At 58.0% G+C, this 18,046-nt stretch carries 17 protein-coding genes; 5 read left to right on the top strand and 12 right to left on the bottom strand.

Features of this window, described 5'->3' with window-relative positions; genetic code table 11:
• Nucleotides 1-11: 11 nt before the first annotated feature.
• Nucleotides 12-1,451, bottom strand: coding sequence for a pyruvate kinase (pyk, locus tag I6L47_RS07830; RefSeq protein WP_216949041.1), 1,440 nt, complete (start codon nucleotides 1,449-1,451; stop codon nucleotides 12-14).
• Between the two features lie 163 nt (nucleotides 1,452-1,614).
• Complete coding sequence (locus tag I6L47_RS07835; protein ID WP_005334759.1) at nucleotides 1,615-2,469, bottom strand: MurR/RpiR family transcriptional regulator; 855 nt, start codon at nucleotides 2,467-2,469, stop codon at nucleotides 1,615-1,617.
• Between the two features lie 350 nt (nucleotides 2,470-2,819).
• On the opposite strand from I6L47_RS07835, the gene glk reads away from it, so the two are divergent.
• Nucleotides 2,820-3,788, top strand: coding sequence for a glucokinase (gene glk / locus I6L47_RS07840; protein WP_184233058.1), 969 nt, complete (start codon nucleotides 2,820-2,822; stop codon nucleotides 3,786-3,788).
• A gap of 205 nt (nucleotides 3,789-3,993) precedes the next feature.
• Here glk and I6L47_RS07845 read toward each other — a convergent pair whose 3' ends face one another.
• Nucleotides 3,994-4,494, bottom strand: a complete 501-nt coding sequence (locus I6L47_RS07845; protein WP_216949042.1) for an SRPBCC domain-containing protein — start codon at nucleotides 4,492-4,494, stop codon at nucleotides 3,994-3,996.
• 160 nt (nucleotides 4,495-4,654) lie between these two features.
• Between I6L47_RS07845 and I6L47_RS07850 the strand changes: the two genes are divergently transcribed.
• Complete coding sequence (locus I6L47_RS07850; protein WP_031227549.1) at nucleotides 4,655-5,074, top strand: GNAT family N-acetyltransferase; 420 nt, start codon at nucleotides 4,655-4,657, stop codon at nucleotides 5,072-5,074.
• On the opposite strand, the gene I6L47_RS07855 is transcribed toward I6L47_RS07850, so the two are convergent.
• From I6L47_RS07855 to I6L47_RS07875, 5 genes are all read right to left on the bottom strand, one after another.
• Nucleotides 5,064-5,582: a hypothetical protein gene (locus I6L47_RS07855; RefSeq protein ID WP_005353702.1), complete on the bottom strand. Its 519-nt coding sequence runs from the start codon at nucleotides 5,580-5,582 to the stop codon at nucleotides 5,064-5,066. The two genes, I6L47_RS07850 and I6L47_RS07855, sit on opposite strands and share 11 nt — an antisense overlap.
• Before the next feature lie 10 nt (nucleotides 5,583-5,592).
• Entirely contained in the window at nucleotides 5,593-6,279 is a 687-nt protein-coding gene (locus I6L47_RS07860; RefSeq protein ID WP_254204837.1) for a helix-turn-helix domain-containing protein, read from the bottom strand.
• A 481-nt stretch (nucleotides 6,280-6,760) separates the two neighbouring features.
• Nucleotides 6,761-8,287 (bottom strand): methyl-accepting chemotaxis protein, encoded by a 1,527-nt coding sequence (locus I6L47_RS07865; protein WP_216949044.1) that lies wholly within the window; start codon nucleotides 8,285-8,287, stop codon nucleotides 6,761-6,763.
• A 64-nt stretch (nucleotides 8,288-8,351) separates the two neighbouring features.
• Complete coding sequence (locus I6L47_RS07870; RefSeq protein ID WP_005334783.1) at nucleotides 8,352-9,083, bottom strand: ABC transporter substrate-binding protein; 732 nt, start codon at nucleotides 9,081-9,083, stop codon at nucleotides 8,352-8,354.
• A gap of 551 nt (nucleotides 9,084-9,634) precedes the next feature.
• Nucleotides 9,635-10,873, bottom strand: coding sequence for a uracil-xanthine permease family protein (locus I6L47_RS07875; RefSeq protein WP_005334784.1), 1,239 nt, complete (start codon nucleotides 10,871-10,873; stop codon nucleotides 9,635-9,637).
• A gap of 306 nt (nucleotides 10,874-11,179) precedes the next feature.
• Between I6L47_RS07875 and I6L47_RS07880 the strand changes: the two genes are divergently transcribed.
• Nucleotides 11,180-12,610: a Hint domain-containing protein gene (locus I6L47_RS07880; RefSeq protein WP_216949045.1), complete on the top strand. Its 1,431-nt coding sequence runs from the start codon at nucleotides 11,180-11,182 to the stop codon at nucleotides 12,608-12,610.
• Nucleotides 12,607-12,948, top strand: a complete 342-nt coding sequence (locus I6L47_RS07885) for an RT0821/Lpp0805 family surface protein (RefSeq protein ID WP_040065365.1) — start codon at nucleotides 12,607-12,609, stop codon at nucleotides 12,946-12,948. The genes I6L47_RS07880 and I6L47_RS07885 overlap by 4 nt, the downstream gene beginning before the upstream one ends.
• 87 nt (nucleotides 12,949-13,035) lie before the next feature.
• On the opposite strand, the gene I6L47_RS07890 is transcribed toward I6L47_RS07885, so the two are convergent.
• The gene (locus tag I6L47_RS07890) at nucleotides 13,036-14,751 is read right to left on the bottom strand and encodes an NAD-dependent malic enzyme (protein WP_005334789.1); all 1,716 of its coding nucleotides are present in this window, start codon (nucleotides 14,749-14,751) and stop codon (nucleotides 13,036-13,038) included.
• Between the two features lie 274 nt (nucleotides 14,752-15,025).
• On the opposite strand from I6L47_RS07890, the gene I6L47_RS07895 reads away from it, so the two are divergent.
• Entirely contained in the window at nucleotides 15,026-15,790 is a 765-nt protein-coding gene (locus I6L47_RS07895; RefSeq protein ID WP_216949046.1) for an ABC transporter substrate-binding protein, read from the top strand.
• 87 nt (nucleotides 15,791-15,877) lie between these two features.
• On the opposite strand, the gene I6L47_RS07900 is transcribed toward I6L47_RS07895, so the two are convergent.
• From I6L47_RS07900 to fdh3B, 3 genes are all read right to left on the bottom strand, one after another.
• Nucleotides 15,878-16,288: a hypothetical protein gene (locus tag I6L47_RS07900; protein ID WP_013723543.1), complete on the bottom strand. Its 411-nt coding sequence runs from the start codon at nucleotides 16,286-16,288 to the stop codon at nucleotides 15,878-15,880.
• A gap of 159 nt (nucleotides 16,289-16,447) precedes the next feature.
• Nucleotides 16,448-17,419 (bottom strand): formate dehydrogenase subunit gamma, encoded by a 972-nt coding sequence (locus I6L47_RS07905; RefSeq protein WP_005334792.1) that lies wholly within the window; start codon nucleotides 17,417-17,419, stop codon nucleotides 16,448-16,450.
• Entirely contained in the window at nucleotides 17,416-18,042 is a 627-nt protein-coding gene (gene fdh3B, locus I6L47_RS07910; RefSeq protein WP_005334799.1) for a formate dehydrogenase FDH3 subunit beta, read from the bottom strand. The genes I6L47_RS07905 and fdh3B overlap by 4 nt, the downstream gene beginning before the upstream one ends.
• Nucleotides 18,043-18,046: the final 4 nt, after the last annotated feature.

The following is an 18,046-nucleotide window of genomic DNA, read 5'->3' on the forward strand; positions in this document are numbered from 1 at the left end:
ACCGGACGGGCTTATTCGACCATCATCACCTTGCAGGTGTTGGTACTACCCACGGTTTCCATCTTGTCACCGTGAGTCAGCAGCACCATGTCACCGCTCTGCAACAGCCCCTTCTCCTTGAGCACGGCCAGCGCGTCGCGGCACACTTCGTAGACCGGTTTGGTCTCGTCACCGTCAAACATCACCGGAGTGACACCACGATAGAGATTGGTCCAGGCCAGGGTCTTGTTGTGGGGAGACATGGCAAAGATCGGCAGACCTGAGCTGATACGGGACATCAGCAGCGGAGTGGTGCCGGACTCGGTCAACGCCACGATCGCCTTGACCCCTTCCAGGTGGTTGGCCGCATACATGGTGGACATGGCTACAGCTTCTTCAACGGAAGTGAAGGTGTAGCTCATGCGGTGGTTGGAGACGTTCAGGCTCGGGTGCTTCTCGGCACCGACACAGACGCTCGCCATGGAGGTCACGGTCTCGATGGGGAACTGACCGGCAGCAGTCTCGGCAGAGAGCATCACCGCATCGGTACCATCCAGCACGGCGTTGGCCACGTCCATGACCTCTGCACGAGTCGGCAGCGGCGCATTGATCATCGACTCCATCATCTGGGTCGCGGTGATCACCACACGGTTCAGACGACGGGAGTGGCGGATCAGCTTCTTCTGTACGCCAACCAGCTCGGGGTCACCGATCTCGACACCCAGATCGCCACGGGCGACCATCACAGCATCGGAACCGAGGATGATGTCTTCCATCGCCTCATCGGTGGCCACGGTTTCGGCGCGCTCGACCTTGGCCACGATCTTGGCATTGGAACCGGCTTCGCGGGCCAGCTCGCGGGCGTAGCGCAGATCATCGCCACAGCGCGGGAAGGAGACAGCCAGATAGTCCACATCCATGCGGGCAGCAGTCTTGATGTCTTCCTTGTCCTTCTCGGTCAGGGCCGGAGCGGAGAGACCACCCCCTTTTTTGTTGATGCCCTTGTTGTTAGAGAGCGGCCCGGCCACGGTCACCGTGGTGTGAATGCGGGTGCCTTCAACCTGCTCGACCTTCAGCTGTACACGGCCATCGTCCAGCAGCAGGATGTCGCCCTGTACCACATCGTCTGGCAGGCTCTTGTAGTCGATACCGACCTGCTCCTGACAACCTTCACCCTTGCCGAGCGCCGCGTCGAGAATGAACTTGTCACCGATGGCCAGATAGATTTTGCCATCCTTGAAAGTGGAAACACGGATTTTCGGGCCTTGCAGATCACCCATGATGGCGACGTGACGACCGAGCTTGGCAGCAATGTCACGCACCTGATTGGCGCGCAGGATATGGTCTTCAGCAGTGCCGTGAGAGAAGTTCATCCGCACCATGTCGGCCCCGGCGCGGATGATCCCTTCGAGGATCCCTTCGCGGTCGGTAGCCGGACCGAGTGTGGTTACAATCTTTGTACGTCTAGGCATGAAAGACTCCAATATGAAGTTGATATGACTTGAGATTCTGCCCCATCAAGCCCATGGCTCGATGCACCCGTTTACAAACCATCTGGGTGATTTTTGTTATTAAATTACAATACTACACCAAGGCGGGTGGCATAGACAGTCGGGGGCCGGAGCCCCCGACGGTTCAGGAAGAGTGCGGGGTTTCGAAGCGGGATTCGCGCAATCCCTCTTTTACTTTCTTCAGATTTTCGCGAAATTTCATCCCCCGGCGCAGGGTAAAACCGGTCGCCAGCACATCCACCAGCGCCAGCTGGGCGATGCGGGATGCCATCGGCATATAGACATCGGTATCTTCCGGCACATCCATGGAGAGCACCAGATTGCACTCGCGGGCCAGCGGGGAATCCTTGGCGGTCATACCGATCACGGTAGCGTCGTTCTCGCGAGCCAGCGCGGCGATTTCGACCAGCGCCTTGGTGCGGCCGGTGTGGGAGATCAGCACCACCACATCCCCTTCGCTGCTGTTGATGCAGCTCATGCGCATCATGACGATATCGTCAAAGCTCACTACCGGAATGTTGAAGCGAAAGAATTTGTTCTGGGCATCGCGGGCAACAGCGGAGGAGGCGCCAAGGCCGAAGAAGCTGATCTTCTTGGACTGGGTCAGGATATCGACGCAGCGGTTGATGGCAGAGATATCCAGGCTGTTTTTGGCGGCATCCAAACAGGCCATGGTGGATTCGAAAATCTTGGCGGTGTAGGTATCCGGCCCATCTTCCGCTTCCACATGACGATTCACGTAAGGGGTGCCATTGGCCAGGCTCTGGGCCAGATGGAGTTTGAAATCAGGAAAGCCCTTGGTATCGAGACGGCGGCAAAAGCGGTTGACGGTCGGTTCACTGACGTCGGCCATCTTGGCCAGAGCAGCGATGCTGGAGTGGATGGCGGTCTGGGGAGACGCCAGGATCACCTCGGCAACCTTGCGTTCTGATTTACTGAAACTTTCCAAGTTGTTCGTAATTTTATCAAGGGTATTCATCATCACCACCAGGCGTTTTTGTAATTTAGCTTCAGTGTCTTTGCACTCAATCTACGGCTAAGCAAGTTTCCATTCAAGCTAAGGACTATACAAGACAAGCGGTTATCGCAACTAACGCCTGCCATACAAAGTATGACTCATCTCTAATTATTTCGTACTTTTCGTTACAAAACGTCACCTTGCCATGAAAGCGCTTACAAATGTTGCAAAGCAACAACACTGTGAGCAGGCGCACGTTTGTATCGATCCGGCGGGTGAGCAAGCCTGAGCTCGGATAGAATGGGCCGTCATAATCCAACAATAATCTCGGGACACCAGAGTCGTCCCCATCCTGTAACGAAGGAGTTGTTATGCAGCATACCCATGCGCTGGTCGGCGATGTCGGCGGCACCAATGCGCGTCTGGCCCTGTGTGAGCTGGCCACCGGTACTATCTCTCAGGCAAAGACCTACTCAGGTCTGGCCCATCCCAGCCTTGAAGCCGTGGTACGCCTCTATCTGGAGGAACACAAGGTACAGGTGGCTGAAGCCTGCATCGCCATCGCCTGCCCCATCAACGGTGACTGGGTTGCCATGACCAACCACAGCTGGGAGTTCTCCATCAGCGAGATGCAGAGCAATCTCGGGCTGGCACGCCTGCAAGTGATCAACGACTTTACCGCCGTCTCGATGGCGGTGCCGGTATTGGCTGAATCGGATCGCATCCAGCTGGGCGGCGCGGCGCCAGTAGCTGGCAAGCCCATCGCCATCTATGGTGCGGGTACCGGCCTTGGGGTCGCCCATCTGGTCAAGGCGGGCGATCAGTGGCTGAGCCTGCCGGGTGAAGGTGGTCATGTGGATTTTGCTGCCAACACCGAAGAGGAAGATGCGGTGCTGCAAGTAATGCGAGGCGAATTGGGCCATGTCTCGGCAGAGCGTTTCCTCTCCGGCCCGGGCCTGGTCAATCTCTATCGCGGGCTGGTGAAATCCGATGGCCGTGAGCCAGAGCCGTTTGCCCCCAAAGACATTACCGAGCGCGCACTGGCCGGGGAGTGCCTCGATTGCCGTCGCACCCTGAGCCTGTTCTGCGTGCTGATGGGCCGCTTTGCCGGCAATCTGGCCCTCAATATGGGCACCTTTGGCGGTGTCTATATCGCAGGTGGCATAGTGCCGCGCTTCCAGGAGTTCTTTACCGGTTCCGGTTTCCGGGTCGCCTTTGAAGACAAGGGGCGCTTCAAGTCCTACCTCAAGGAGATCCCGGTGTTTCTGATCACCCATGAAGGGCCGGGGCTGCTCGGTGCGGGCGCTTACTTGCGCCAGTCGATGGGGATCACTATCTGATTGAAGAGGGGGGCGAGGCGGGATCATCCATGGTTCAGCCTCGATTCAGTGTGAATGGCATAAAGTAGCCGCACGTAACCAAGAGTGTTGTACTTCACAAGGAGTGGAAAGCGACTCTCATCCGCTGGATACGTTTGTCACCTGACAAGCCTGAACTGTTTCAACCGGCCTTTTGGCCGGTTTTTTTTATGTCTGATATCCGGGATTACTGGGCCAGCGCCTTCAGCTGCGCCTTGTCTGGCGGATTGTTCCAGTCGATGGGACCGTGGGTAAAACGGTACTGCAACCGTGGCAGACTGGTCTCCAGCCACTCTTCCCGAAAATAGGCATAACCCTGATCCCAATCCGGATCATTGGCCCAACCACTCTGCAGGAAGTAGAGGCGAGTACCCTGCCCTTCCGGCACAAATCGCAGGCAAACCTGGGTCTTTTGCTGGCGGATATGGGGTAGGCTGGGCGGGAAATTCCAGCTGAAACTGAGCAGGTCATAGGGCATGACGGCCATGACCCGGCACCCTTCACTGCCACGTTCACCCAATGGGGCACCAGGCCTGAAGTAGATCTCGAAAGGACCATTCGGTTCGGCCACCATCAAACATTCGGGAGCCAGAAAACTGCGCAGACCGCTTTCGGTAGTCCAGGCGTGCCAGACATCGTCTATGTGCGCCGGAACAAAAATGTTGCCTTCAATCAGTTTATTGTCCATAAATCAGCGATCCTCAAGCCATCCATACAAGGGACTCCGGCAGTATAGCCCCATGGCAAATACAATGGACAGTGCTTAATCACACCCTTGTCATTTGCATCGATTAACCTGCCTCTGTGCAGTTGCCTCAATGAACATTGGCTTGATCCGGGAGGACATCATGATCCGGCTCATGGAAGAACACGACATTCCCCAACTGGCCCGGCTGTTTTTAAAGAGCCGCCGCCACACCTTTCACTGGGTCGATCCCGCCCGTTTCCAACTCGAGGATTTCGAGGAACAGACCAAAGGTGAACGGGTGTGGGTAGCCGAACAGGGGGGCAATATCTGCGGCTTTATCGCCATCTGGCAGCCCGATCACTTCGTCCATCACCTCTATGTGTCAAGCGACTGGCACGGTCAGGGGATAGGGCGCGCCCTGCTGGAGCGGGGCCTTGCTGATTCGCCGCACGGCTCGCTCAAGGTTGCGACCCGCAACACGGCGGCAGTAGCCTTCTACCATCGGCTGGGCTGGCAAAACAGTGATGAGACAGGCCACTGCGATATCACCGGCCCTTGGTGCAAGTTATTTAGAAACTAGCGGGACGCCCGGCACCTGCGCTTTGCGGCTGAACAGGCACCAGCGGTGCCGGGGGGAAGAACCAGCGGTAGAGATCGAACCAGCCATCTCGCTGGGCAATCACAACCTCGTGCACCGGATCGCGCTGGAAGATCGCCACCTTGTTTTCGGTCAGCGGCACCCAGGCATAGTTGACCAGCGCATATTGCGACTGGATCAGGTTGTACTCATTGAGATAGGAGTCATCGTTACCCGATTCGTGCAGTTGGGTACGACTGTCGATGAGGTAAACAAGCTGGTTGAAGAAGGTAAGTTGAAAACCGGTCACCCGCCACTTCTCCCTGGTCGCCTCCTCCTCTTCGATCACGGTGATTTTGCCCCAGCGGCACACCCCGTGATAGTTGACTCCATTGGCCGACATTTTCAGGTCGTAATGGCAGCCCAGACTGTTGATAAACATCCCGACCACAAACAGCAGCACGACAAGCAGTGGCAACAGCAGCAAGGTATTTTTCAGCGTTCGTTTCATCAGAGATCCCTTACAGCGTTTTTTCGAGCTCTTTATAGGAAAGCACGCGAACCTGGTGGCCGGAGACCAGCACCAGCGATGCCGGTTTGACTGGAGGCACGTCGCTCCGAGCCTCCATCTGGCAAACAACGCCGGTCGGCGAGTCGGTACAGTGCACATGGAGCCACTCGAAATGGAGATAGCTGGCGACAAACGCCACCAGCACAGCCAGTAGCAGATTGACGTATATCAGGCCCCTTGCCAGCATTGGCCGCCCGATACCGCTGAGAAAGGCAAGTTTGGCGCGCTCACCAAAAGAACGGGGAGCAGCAGGCTCTTTGATGACCTCGTGGTCGGAGCTTGGTGATGTCGACGGTGGCTGCGCAGCCGCTGCAGGCGTGGGCTCGCTCATCGGCTCGGGCAAGGGCTCACTCTCTGTTGGCAGTGCCTTGCCGTAATAGCTCTTCATCTTGCAGTTCAGATGCAGGGAGTACCCTTTTTTCGGGGTACTTCTGATATCCAGCGTCTGGGGGGATGAAGCGAAGTGGCGGCGAATATTGGCGATAGCCACGTTCAGGGAGTTGGGGCTGATGGGGCGACCCAACCAGCCGATATCAAGCAACAGATCCTTGTCGCACACCTCGTCATGGTGATCGAGCAGATAGCTGAAAATGAGGCTCTCTGCCGATGACAAGCGCACCACCCGGGCGCTTTGCAAGTTTTCCTTGTCGGCACAGAAGATCAGCTCTCGCCTTTTGACATCAAAGACATAATCACCGAAGTGATAGGCTGATATGTTATTGCCTGGCGCAACCCCCGTCATACCAACCACCTGTTATTTGCATTCATCATGAAGAAGATGGGATTCCACACCTGATAAAGCCAGATGGCGGCTCAGGACTCGCTGTAATTAAACGAAATTCTAAAGGGTCGGGATCAGCGGCACAATAGATGCAGGCAGGCATGAGCGGGGAAAATGAAAATATGCGTCCAGCGCTGTCGGACAGCATATCGGGCAGAGCATGATGTTGCGAGTTTCGCCTATCACGGTCACGCCAATCTCAGCTGAACAGTGACATGGGTATGACGAAAAGCGCTGCTGGACAAGGCCCCTTGCCCCTCACGACATCTCGCCACGCCTCAAATTAATGGGAACCTGCCTGCCCCGCAGGATGATCCAACGGGGCGAAGTGAACTGACTAGACCCGAAACTGCTTGAGCAGGGTGTCGAGCTGTGCCGACAGCTGCCGCAGATCGCTGCTGGCCTCGGCAACCTGTGCCACTCTGGCCGCACTCTCGCTGTTGAGCGTCGCAATCCGGTTGACGCTGTGGCTGACCGCCTCCGCCACCGAGTGTTGTTCTTCCGATGCCTGGGCGATATACATGTTCATCTCGCGGATCAGGCTGACCTGATTTTTAATCTTCTCCACCGATGTCTGCACATCTGCCGCCTCGATGCCGGCGCGGGATGCCTTCTCCTGACTCTGTTGCATTCCGGCCCCGACATTCTGGGTCGCTTGCTGCAACCGTTTGATACTGGCACTGATCTCCTCCGTCGACTGGCGAGTACGGCCCGACAAGGTGCGTACCTCATCCGCCACCACCGCAAAACCGCGCCCCTGATCACCCGCCCGCGCCGCCTCGATGGCCGCGTTGAGGGCAAGCAAATTGGTCTGCTCGGCAATGCCGTTGATCACTTCGATGATGGTGCCAATGCTGCTGCTCTCGGTCGAAAGGGTGCGCATCAGGGTGGCGACCCGCTCCACCTCCCCCACCAGTTGATGGATGGCCTCATTGGCATGGCCCGCCAGATTGTAACCCTGCTCCACATAGAGGTTGGCCTCATCGGTAGCGCCAGAGGTTTTCACCGCGTTACCAGCCACTTCCTGCACAGCCTGACTCATTTCGGTAATGGCGGTGGCGACCTGATCCAGCTCGGATTGCTGGGCGTCACTGCCTACCCGGGTATCTGCCGAGAGGGAGTCACAGAGTTCGGCGGTTTGCAACACACCGGCAGAGAGCTCGTTGATCTCCGCCACCATCTCCTGCAACTTGGCAATAAAGTGGTTGATGTTGGTGGCCAGCGCGCCCATCTCATCCTGGCGGCTGATCTTCAGACGCCGGGTCAGATCCCCCTCTCCTTTGGCCAGATCGAACACCGCCTGATTCATCTGGTGAAGCGGCCTGAGCACATTGCGATGAATCAGCACCATCAACAGGGCGATGATGCAGAGATCGAGCACCAGGATCTGCCAGACGGTGGTGATCAACTGCTGGCGCAGTTGGGCCTGAATGGCGGCATCACTGGTTTGCACCAGTAATCGAGCCACGGTGTTTTTCTGGCCGCTGTCGTCATAGACCAGATCATATCCCCCATAAGCAGCGGTATCGGCAGGTATGACTGTCACGGGGGCAATGCTCCCCGCCGTGTCACGGGCAAACCCGGCTACCAGCTTGTCCTTGTTGACCACCAGCAGCGCACTCAGGATATCGGCCGCCAGCTCGGACTTGAGCGATGCCTCGATGAAGGCCGATTCATAATTCCACAGCGGGCCGGGCAGGGAGAGCTGCAGCCGGCCGATGGCCTGTTCGACCAGCGCACTCTGTTTGCTGTAGCTCTCCGCCCTGACCGCGTGGTAGTTGTAAGCGCCAAACAACACCAGTAGCAGACTCACCGACAGGGAGGTCAACACGGCAATCCTGAACGTCAGACTTTTCCAATCCATGGTTTCCTCCCGGTTTTACGGCAGCCGGCGCAGTGCCATTGAGCGGCACTTGCTATTGGTACTGTTACTGGTACTTGGCATTGATCTTGTCGATGGTGCCATCCGCCTTCATGGCAGCGAGGATCTCGTTAAGCTTGGTGATGAGCTCATCGGGCGTATCCTTGTTAAACGCCAAGCTCATCTGGGTTTCCTTGAACACGAAGACCGGCTTGGGTGAGGCCACCTTCTCCTTGCTGGCCAGATAGGGGGCCAGATACTGGCCGGTTGCCCAGAGATCGATGCGACCTGCCTCCAGTTTCTTCACGTTGGCGGTATCGTTGGCTGCCAACTGCAACTTGGCAAATCCCTGGGCCTTGAGATATTCGGCGGCCGCATCGCCGTTATAGCCACCCACCGAATACTGCTTGGCATCTTCCAGTGACTTGACCGTGATATTGGCGGTCGAGCTGGAGAAAAACACCCAGTTGTTATTGACCAGCGGCCCGACCCACTTGAACAGTGCTTCCCGCTCTGGAGTGCGGGTCGTGGAGTAGAGGGCGGTATTGGGAGTACCGAGGGTATCTTCGTACGCCCGTTTCCAGGGCATCAGGGTCAGCTTATATTCGACTCCAGCACGCTTGAACAGCTCTTCGACCACCTCGGTCGACAGCCCGACAATCTTGCCCCCCTCCCCCTGCATGTTGAATGGCGGGTAATCCTCGGTCATCACGTTCAGTGGCGCAGCCTGAACAGCGCTTATCGCCATCATGGAAGAGACTGAAAAAATTGCACTTTTCCACAGCAGTTGATAGTTCATTGCAACCTCGCTTTGCTTGCCATTCATCCCTGAACATCCGCCGTTACCGATGGCGGTGCACGTCTGACCCGCTGGGGTCATGCCGGCTTTCACGGCTCGCCGCCCACCCATGTGCAGCAGCAAACAGATCCGGATTTTGCCTGTGCGCAACGAAACGCAACCGGCGAGGGAGGCTCACAACAAATCGAGGTGGAAACAGGCCAGTGCAGCATAAGGGGAGTGCGGAGTGGGGCGGATAAGCCTCTGCCATACAACAGCGCCGTGGCAAAGAAAAAGCGCATCATGTTATGACAGGGGTCTGGGAGAGAAATGATAGAAAACGCCAACATCCATTTTCCCATACTGCTCGAGGAAACCTCAGAGCCAAACCTGTCCTTTAGCTAAGGTCACGAAAAGAGATACGTCAAATGAGAATGCTAACCCCCTCATCTGCTTCCAAATTAGATTCCAGATGAGCTCCGCCGAGCAGAAAAATAGCGCGAGATACCCGAAAAACAGAAGGCCACCGCGAGGTGGCCTTCTCCAAATCAGCAATCAACGTCTGGTGGAACTCAGTCCTTGGCCGCGTCCATCACACCTTCTTCGGAGTGCGCAGGCAGGATCAGGTTGAGCAGGATGGCGGCAACAGAGGCCAGGCCAACGCCGGCCAGCGCGAAGTCGCCAATCTTCATCTCCAGCGCACCGACACCGACGGTCAGAGTCACGGCGACGATGGCGATATTGCGTGACAGTCCCAGATCCACCTTGGATTCCACCAGCGTCTTGAGACCGATGGCGGCGATGGATCCGAACAGCAGCAGCATGATACCGCCCATCACCGGCATCGGGATGGAGGTAAGCAGCGCATTGAACTTGCCGAAGAAGGCCAGAATGATGGCAAACACCGCAGCCCAGGTCATGGTGACCGGATTGAAGTTGCGAGTGATCATCACGGCCCCGGTTACTTCGGCGTAAGTGGTCACGGGTGGGCCACCGATGAAACCGGCGAAGCAGACGCCGATGCCGTCACCGGCCAGCGTACGGTGCAAACCCGGATCCTTGGTGTAATCCTTGCCAGTCACGCCACCAATCGCCAACACGCCACCGATATGCTCGATACAGGGGGCGATGGCTACCGGCAACATGAACAACGCAGCAGCCCAGTTGATCTCCGGGGTTTCGAAGTGGGGCAGCGCCAGCCAGGGGGCGTTCACCATACCATCGAAACTCACCTGGCCCATGAATACCGCCGAGACATAACCGGCAATCACGCCGCACAGGATGGGGATCAGCTTGATCCACCCCTTGCAGAACACAGCTGCAATCAGGGTGACCGCCAGCGAGATACCGGCCAGCGTCAGCGCAGTCCCCGCAGGTACTACCTGCTCACTACCGGCACGGCCCATCGCCATGTTGCAGGCAACCTGCGCCACAGAAAGACCGATCACCATGATCACCGGGCCAATCACCACCGGGGGCAGCAATTTGTGCACAAAGCCCATCCCTTTTGCCCGGATCAGCGCAGCCAGAATGAAATACATGAAACCGGCGGCAAACAGGCCAAACATGGTGGATGGCAATCCCCAGGTCTGGGTGGCGTAGATGATGGGAGCGATGAAGGCAAAGCTGGAACCGAGGAAAATCGGGACCTGGCGGCGGGTGCAGAGCTGGAACAACAGGGTGCCCACACCGGCGCCAAGCAGGGCCATGGAGGGGTTCAGTCCGGTGAGCAGGGGCACCAGAACCATGGCACCGAAGGCGACAAACAGGATTTGCAGCCCGGCGACACTTTGCTTGACTAAGGAAAACATGGATGTCCTTAATTTTTTGATAACTGATGGAGATATTTATCACTTTTCAGTTATCACAAGACTTTTTCAAGGCGCGAAATGAACACAAATGCGTCACTTGTTACCTTTTACTGCTTGGGAAGGGCATGAAACTGGCTTTTTAGGCGGGATTCGTTGCTACAAGCATCGAGTATGCGATTTTACGCATTATTGTGACGAACGCCAATCGTTTTTCCATCATGTTTATTGTGTTCATGGTCAAAAATGCCGCCGCCAGGGGCGCGCTCTATAATGGATCCTGTGAATCAAGATGGACAAGGAGTCCCCATGTCACAGCCCCCATTCAAGGCCAGCCAGCGCAGATTGCTTATTGGCTCGGCCATCGCACTCGCCCTGTTTGCGAACCCGTTCAGTTATGATTTCGCCCAAAATGAGTGGCAAATGAATCAGGCCTATGCCAAGTCCTGCTTTATCGCCGGCACTCGCATCACGATGGCCGATGGTTCCACCCGCCCCATAGAAACGCTCCGGGTCGGTGAACGGGTGTTGGATCAGCACGGCGGCAGTAACCGGATCCTGGCGATCGAACGGGTCATACTAGGCAAGCGCAGACTCTACGGGATCAATGATCTGCCCCCGTTCTTTACCGCAGAGCACCCTCTGCTGACCACTCGGGGCTGGGCAGCCATCTCACCGGCCATGACACGAACCGAAAACCCGCAACTGGCGGTGCTGCCGCTATTTACCGGCATGCAGATAATGTGTCGCCCGGCACCTGTCATGGTGACGGGCAATCTGGCCCTGCAACCCCAGCCGGAATTACTGCTGGTTGAGTCACTCTGCTGGATCGAGGCGCCTCCCACTACCGCACTCTTCAATCTGCTGCTCGATGGCAGCCACAGCTACATCGCCAATGAGCTGATCGTTCACAACAAAGATGGCGATGGTGGCAGTGGGGGCAGCAGTGGTGGTGGCGACAGCGGTGGAGGCAGCAACAGCGGCGGAGGCAGCAACAGCGGCGGTGGCAGCGACAACGGCGGAGACAGCGACAGCGGCGGAGGCAGCAACAGCGGTGGAGGCAGCAACAGCGGCGGAGGCAGCAACAGCGGCGGCAGCGACAACGACGGTGGCAGCAACAGCAGCGGTGGCAGCGACAGCGATGGGGGCAGCGATGACAGTGGCGGCCAGGGCGAGCATGCCGGCGGAGAGCAGCATGGTGGAGGTGAACGGCATGCTGGTGGAGAAAAACATGCAGGGGGAGAACGCCATGGGGGTGGCCGCGGATTTGGCAATGGCGTTGATGACAACGGTGTGGATGCGGTCGATGCCAACGGGAACAAGCTCAGAGGCGATGGCACAGTCGATGACAACGGCGTGGATGCGGTCGATGCCAATGGCAACAGGCTCAGAGGTGACGGCACAGTCGATGACAACGGTGTAGATGCCGTCGATGCCAATGGCAACAAGCTCAGAGGTGACGGCACCATCGATGACAACGGTGTGGATGCCGTCGATGCCAACGGTAACAAGCTCAGAGGTGACGGCACGGTCGATGACAACGGCGTGGATGCTGTCGATGCCAACGGCAACAAACTAAGAGGTGATGGCTCGGTCGATGACAACGGTGTGGATGCTGTCGATGCCAACGGCAACAAACTAAGAGGTGATGGCACGGTCGATGATCGCCAGCAAGTGCTTACCGATGAGCAGGAGCGGGCGCTGCTCAACAACGGTTTTCGCCAACAGGGGCAACCATGATGCGTTATCTGCTAACACTCCTCCTGCTCGGCCTCGCTGGCTGCGCCACGGTCGACACTCCGCCGCTTTACCATCAGATGGATAAGGCAGATGTTCAACTGGCCAATCAGGCCCTTGCCAAAGCGCTAGAAACCCGCACCAAAGGGCAGAGCCTCACCTGGTTCAATCCGGCTAATCGTCACTCGGGTAGCGTCACCCCGCTACGCACCTTCCGCCATACCAGCGGGGAGTGGTGCCGCGACTATCGCGAGCAACTCTATATCGGCAAGGCGAGCCAGCAGTGGCAGGATACCGCCTGTCGCAATCAGCAAGGGCGCTGGCGGCCATTGCGAACTTAGTGAATGCCACGGGGTAAACGAAAGGGGGTAGCAGCGCTACCCCCTTGTCATCTTTACCGACCCGTTATCCGAGCGGTGAATATGCGGTTATACCCGACGATAGGGCAGGTAAACCGGCTCCCACATGTGGTTGAGGATATGCTGCTGCAGATCCTGACCGATCAGCGGGTGGGAGGGATCCCGGCGCACGATATCCTTGAGCACGGCGGTCGCCACATGCACCGAGATGCTGCGCAGCTCGCGAATGCGGGGATAGACGGCCCCTTTCGCCAGATCCACCTCACTCACGCACTCAGCTAGCGCAAAGGCGGCGGTAGTGAATACATCGGGCGTAATCTCGCGGAGCTGGCTGACGATAGCCGCCAGACCTACACCGGGGAAGATAAAGACGTTATTGCCCTGCCCGACTCGGAACTCCTGCCCCTCGTAGCTCACATCCTTGAACGGACTACCGGTTGCAACGATGGCTTTGCCCTTGCTCCAGCGGTAGATATCTTCCGGCAGCGCTTCACAGTTGGCGGTCGGGTTGGAGAGCGGGAACACCATGGGGCGCTCGCAATGCTGCAGCATCAGCTGGATGTGTTCTTCCTGGAAGGCACCGCCCGAGCCACTGGTACCCAGCAACACGGTAATGGGCACATGACGCAGCACATCGGCCAGATTGGCCTTGCCGGGTACCTCGGTATCCCAGCCTGCCAGCAGCAGCCCCGGCTTGGCGTAGCGACGCTTGTACTCGTCGAGCCCGTCCCGGTTGTCGCACACCAGCCCCTGGGTATCCAGAATGTAGATGCGATCGCGGGCCGCCTGCGGATCCATCCCCTCGCGGATCATCCCCGCGCAGATCTGATCCGCGACACCAACCCCGCCGGCGCCAGCGCCGTAGACCAGATAGTTCTGCTGGCCCAGGGTCTCCCCCTTGACCTTGACCGCGCCGATGATACCGGCCAGCACCACGGCACCGGTGCCCTGAATATCATCGTTGAATGACGGCAGTGACTGCTGGTAGCGGGCCAGATTGTTGAAGGCATTGGATTTGCTGAAGTCTTCCCACTGCAGCACGGCATTGGGGAAGTGACGCTTGACCCCCTGCACGAACTTGTCGATGAACTCTTCATACTCCTTGCCGCGAATGCGCTTGTGGGGGCGGCCCAGATACATGGGGTCATCAAGCAGTTTCTGGTTGTCGGTGCCCACATCCAGCGCGATGGGCATGCAGCAGGCGGGGTGAATACCGGCACCCAGGGTATAGAGCGCCAGCTTGCCGATGGGGATGCCCATGCCGCCAACACCCTGGTCGCCGATCCCCAGAATGCCCTGGCTGTCGGTGACGACTATGATGCGGATCGATTTGGCATCGAAGTGGCGGGCCTGACTGCCCATGTCATCCACGTTGTCCGGGGTGATGTAGAGGCCGCGCGGCTTCTGGAAGCGGTGGCTGAACTCCTGGCACGCCTTGCCCACGGTCGGGGTATAGATGTAGGGAGTCATCTCCTCCACATGGCGTGACAACAGGGCATAAAACAGGGTTTCGTTGCGATCCTGCAGGGCACGCAGGTTCTGGTACTTCTCGATATCGCTGCAAGCGCTTTTGAACCCCTCATACACTCGCTCGAGCTGGGCTTCAAAAGTTTGCACCTGAGGCGGCAACAAACCATCGAGATCAAAATCGGCCCGCTCCTGTTCGGTGAAGGCCGTGCCCTTGTTGAGGTATCGATTGTTAAGCAGATCAGTGCCGGTCAGTGCAACGGGGCGAAAATCCTGTCCCTGTGCATCTTTCCACAGCAGATATTGTCCGGTAGCCATAGTCATTCTCTTTGATTTACGTGAAATTGCCGTTCGGCAGGAGAGCAAGACTCATAATGAAATCAATCATATGACGTTTACTCGATCGGTTTTGTGAGCTTGGGCATACCCTGCGGCCAAAATAGGCGCCTGGCGGCCCCGGCGATACAAATATCCACGGCAAGGAATGAGACTCATGTTAGCATTGCGGGCAACCCAGCCCCTTTCACCGCATCACAGCCGGGAGTGACCTGATGCCCTCGCCTCTGCCAGCCTGCGCCCCCTTCTTCTTGTCATGCGCCTGATCCCGCTGCTTGCTCTGTGGTTGTTTCTGGCCTGCCAGTCGGCTCTCGCCGCACCGGGCCGGGTGCTCAACATCATCGTGGGTGAATGGCCCCCTTTTGTCTCCGAGCAATCAAAACAGCACGGTCCCGTGGCCCACCTTATCAGCGATCTGTTCAAAGAGGCGGGCTACGAGGTGAAGTTCCACTTCGCCCCCTGGGGTCGGGTCTATTCGCTGGCGACCAACAGCCAGCTCTACGACGCCACCGCCGTCTGGATGCACAAACCGGAGCGGGAGCAGGATTTTCTATTTAGCGAAGCGGTGCTGCAGGAGCAGTTTGTCTTCTTCTCCCTCAAATCACGGCAGCTGCAGGCCGAGCGCCTTGAGCAGATCATCGGCATGCGGTTGGGGGGCGATATCGCCTACAGCTACGGACCCGAGCTGGACAAGATGGTGGCCGACGGCAAGGTGAGCCAGCAGCGGGTTACCGACGTGAAGCAGAATTTCGGCAAGCTGCTGCGCGGGCGGATCGACCTCTATCCACAAGAGCTGCGAGTCGGTCTGGCCGAGTTGCAGAGCCAGCTCGACCCCGCCAGCGCGGCACTCATCACCCACAGTCAGACCCCTTTTCTGCGCAACGACAGCTTCGTGATGTTCCCACGCAAGATGCCGGATTCAGCCAAACTGCGGGATCAGTTCAATCAGCAGTTGCAGCAGGCCATCGCCAGCGGACGTTATAAGCGCTACTTCGAACGGCTGGCCCGGGGGGGCTATTAACCTTGGCGAGGCAAAAACAGAGAGGATAAAACAACGGTGGCAGCCCTTTGTGGCCACCACCTCTGTGATGCTTGTCAGCGGCCGGCATTAGCCGCTGATGCCCACCTCCAGCTTGAACGGCGTCTTGGCCTTGCTGCTCTCGGCCGCCCCCATCTGGTAGACCCGAATGGTATAAGTGCCCTTGGCGGGCAGGGTTGCCTCAAAGTTGTTCCCTTCCGTAGAGCCGATAAACATCGCCTCCCCCTTGCTGCCCGGCGGCAGAATATTGAAGTAGGGCTTGCCGGTCAGGATCACCACCATGCTCTGGCCCTTGTTGGCCGTCAGCTTGTAATCGAGGGTCTGGCTACCCTGAATGGTGCCGTTGATAGTCGCCCCTGACTCCCCCTTCTTGAACTGCACCTGCTGGGTCTTGATCCCGTCAGCCGCCTGCGCCACGCCCGCAATACCACCGAAGAGCGCAGATGCACATACCGCTGCCAGCCATGCTTTTCTCATCATTTGTCATCCCTTGTGTGAATGGAACCCCTGTTACTGTTGCTCAAGGTGGCCCAAAAAACCATCGCCGTTTGCGGCATCGCTCAATCAATTTGCCATCATGATCGACCCGCCATCAAAAGGGGCGCCGCAGCGCCCCTTCTCTTTACTCTTTGTCGACCATCAGCTTGATTTGCCCGCCTTGGGCTCATCGAGGGTGTGCTTCACCTCTTCATACCAGAGGTCGTGGTGCTCCTTGGCCCAGGTCTCGTCCACCTCGCCGGTCACCATCCCCTCCAGCGCCCCTTCCAGCTGGAACAGACCCATGTAGATATGGAAGATAAAGCCGCAGATAAGGATCAAGGCGCCTACGATATGGATGAAGCTGGCCCACTCCATCTGGCGGCGCAGCTGGCCGAAAATGGGGAAGTCGAGGAACAACCCGGTCGCCACCACAATGCCGCCAAACCAGATCAGCAACCAGAAGATCGCCTTCTCGCCGCCGTTGGAGAAGCCCGCCGAGGGGTGACTTCCCTTGTGCTTGCCGAGCATGCCGCCAAACTTCATGAACCACTGCACATCCACCATATTGACGATGTTGTGGCGGAACCACTTGATGAGTACCCCCATCAGGCAGAGGAAGAAGAGCGGCCCCACGTAGTTGTGGAACACCTTGGCAAACCAGATCCAGTTCTCCCACACCCCGAGGCTCACCACCGGCTTGATGAAGTACTTGCCGTAGATGATGGCCAGCCCCGACCCGGAGAGGGTCAGAAACATGGCCGCCGTGGTCCAGTGCAGCGCCCGATCCAGCCTGCTCCAGCGTTTGAGCTTGCGCCCGGTGCGTGGTTTGGAGAGCTTGGTCTGCCCCACCACCAGGTACATCAGGCCACACATGGCCAAGGATCCAAAGATGGCGATGGCACCGAGCGGCGACACCCACTTGGTCTTCACCTCGAACCAGAGCTGGCCCGGCACCGAGATGAGCACCCCGTGCTCCGGTGAGCGGGAGGTGGTCACCCCCTCCTGCCCATCCTTTACCGCCCGCCAGTAATCGGCGCCGGCAAAGCCGACCGCCTCTTTCTCGGCATCGGCGAAACTTGCGGTACTCACCAGCAGCAGGGCAGCAAACAGGGCCATTAGCCAGGTTTTCATGCCGCCCCTCCCTGCTTGTTCAGCTTGCTGGCATCGTGAAACAGCTCATCGCCATTACCCCAAGCCGCATCCTTGGCACCGCGATAGGCAACCCGCTCGCGGAAGATATCGGAGATCACCTGCGCATCCCCCGCCAGCAGCGCCTTGGTGGAGCAGAGCTCGGCACACATGGGCAGCTTGCCCTCGGCGATGCGGTTGGCACCGTACTTCTGGCGCTCCGCTTCGCTGTGATCCTCTTCCGGGCCACCGGCGCAGAAGGTGCACTTGTCCATCTTGCCCCGATCGCCAAAGGCGGCGGTCTTCGGGAACTGGGGGGCACCGAACGGGCAGGCAAACAGGCAGTAGCCGCAACCGATGCAGAGATCCTTGTTGTGCAGCACTATGCCGTCGTCAGTGTGATAGAAGCAGTCGGCCGGGCAGACCGCCATGCAGGGGGCGTCGGTGCAGTGCATGCAGGCGACCGAGATGGAGGTCTCTCCCGGCAGGCCGTCGTTGAGGGTCACCACCCGGCGACGCTGGATGCCCCACTCGAGGGCATCGTCGTTCTCGTTCTTGCACGCCGTCACACAGCCGTTGCACTCGATGCAGCGCTTGGTGTCACACATGAATTTCATTCTGGCCATGGGA

The sequence above is a fragment of the Aeromonas sp. FDAARGOS 1417 genome (genome assembly GCF_019046985.1).
GTDB classification, from domain to species: domain Bacteria; phylum Pseudomonadota; class Gammaproteobacteria; order Enterobacterales; family Aeromonadaceae; genus Aeromonas; species Aeromonas veronii.

What these genes read in the sequence shown, in the direction of transcription:
- glk (WP_184233058.1), top strand. Translation starts at nt 2,820, where the DNA reads ATGCAGCATACCCATGCGCTGGTCGGCGATGTCGGCGGCACCAATGCG.
- I6L47_RS07875 (WP_005334784.1), bottom strand. Translation starts at nt 10,873, where the DNA reads ATGTTTTCCTTAGTCAAGCAAAGTGTCGCCGGGCTGCAAATCCTGTTT.
- pyk (WP_216949041.1), bottom strand. Translation starts at nt 1,451, where the DNA reads ATGCCTAGACGTACAAAGATTGTAACCACACTCGGTCCGGCTACCGAC.
- I6L47_RS07855 (WP_005353702.1), bottom strand. Translation starts at nt 5,582, where the DNA reads ATGAAACGAACGCTGAAAAATACCTTGCTGCTGTTGCCACTGCTTGTC.
- I6L47_RS07850 (WP_031227549.1), top strand. Translation starts at nt 4,655, where the DNA reads ATGATCCGGCTCATGGAAGAACACGACATTCCCCAACTGGCCCGGCTG.
- I6L47_RS07870 (WP_005334783.1), bottom strand. Translation starts at nt 9,083, where the DNA reads ATGAACTATCAACTGCTGTGGAAAAGTGCAATTTTTTCAGTCTCTTCC.
- I6L47_RS07885 (WP_040065365.1), top strand. Translation starts at nt 12,607, where the DNA reads ATGATGCGTTATCTGCTAACACTCCTCCTGCTCGGCCTCGCTGGCTGC.
- I6L47_RS07835 (WP_005334759.1), bottom strand. Translation starts at nt 2,469, where the DNA reads ATGAATACCCTTGATAAAATTACGAACAACTTGGAAAGTTTCAGTAAA.
- I6L47_RS07845 (WP_216949042.1), bottom strand. Translation starts at nt 4,494, where the DNA reads ATGGACAATAAACTGATTGAAGGCAACATTTTTGTTCCGGCGCACATA.
- I6L47_RS07880 (WP_216949045.1), top strand. Translation starts at nt 11,180, where the DNA reads ATGTCACAGCCCCCATTCAAGGCCAGCCAGCGCAGATTGCTTATTGGC.
- I6L47_RS07890 (WP_005334789.1), bottom strand. Translation starts at nt 14,751, where the DNA reads ATGGCTACCGGACAATATCTGCTGTGGAAAGATGCACAGGGACAGGAT.
- I6L47_RS07895 (WP_216949046.1), top strand. Translation starts at nt 15,026, where the DNA reads ATGCGCCTGATCCCGCTGCTTGCTCTGTGGTTGTTTCTGGCCTGCCAG.
- fdh3B (WP_005334799.1), bottom strand. Translation starts at nt 18,042, where the DNA reads ATGGCCAGAATGAAATTCATGTGTGACACCAAGCGCTGCATCGAGTGC.
- I6L47_RS07865 (WP_216949044.1), bottom strand. Translation starts at nt 8,287, where the DNA reads ATGGATTGGAAAAGTCTGACGTTCAGGATTGCCGTGTTGACCTCCCTG.
- I6L47_RS07900 (WP_013723543.1), bottom strand. Translation starts at nt 16,288, where the DNA reads ATGATGAGAAAAGCATGGCTGGCAGCGGTATGTGCATCTGCGCTCTTC.
- I6L47_RS07905 (WP_005334792.1), bottom strand. Translation starts at nt 17,419, where the DNA reads ATGAAAACCTGGCTAATGGCCCTGTTTGCTGCCCTGCTGCTGGTGAGT.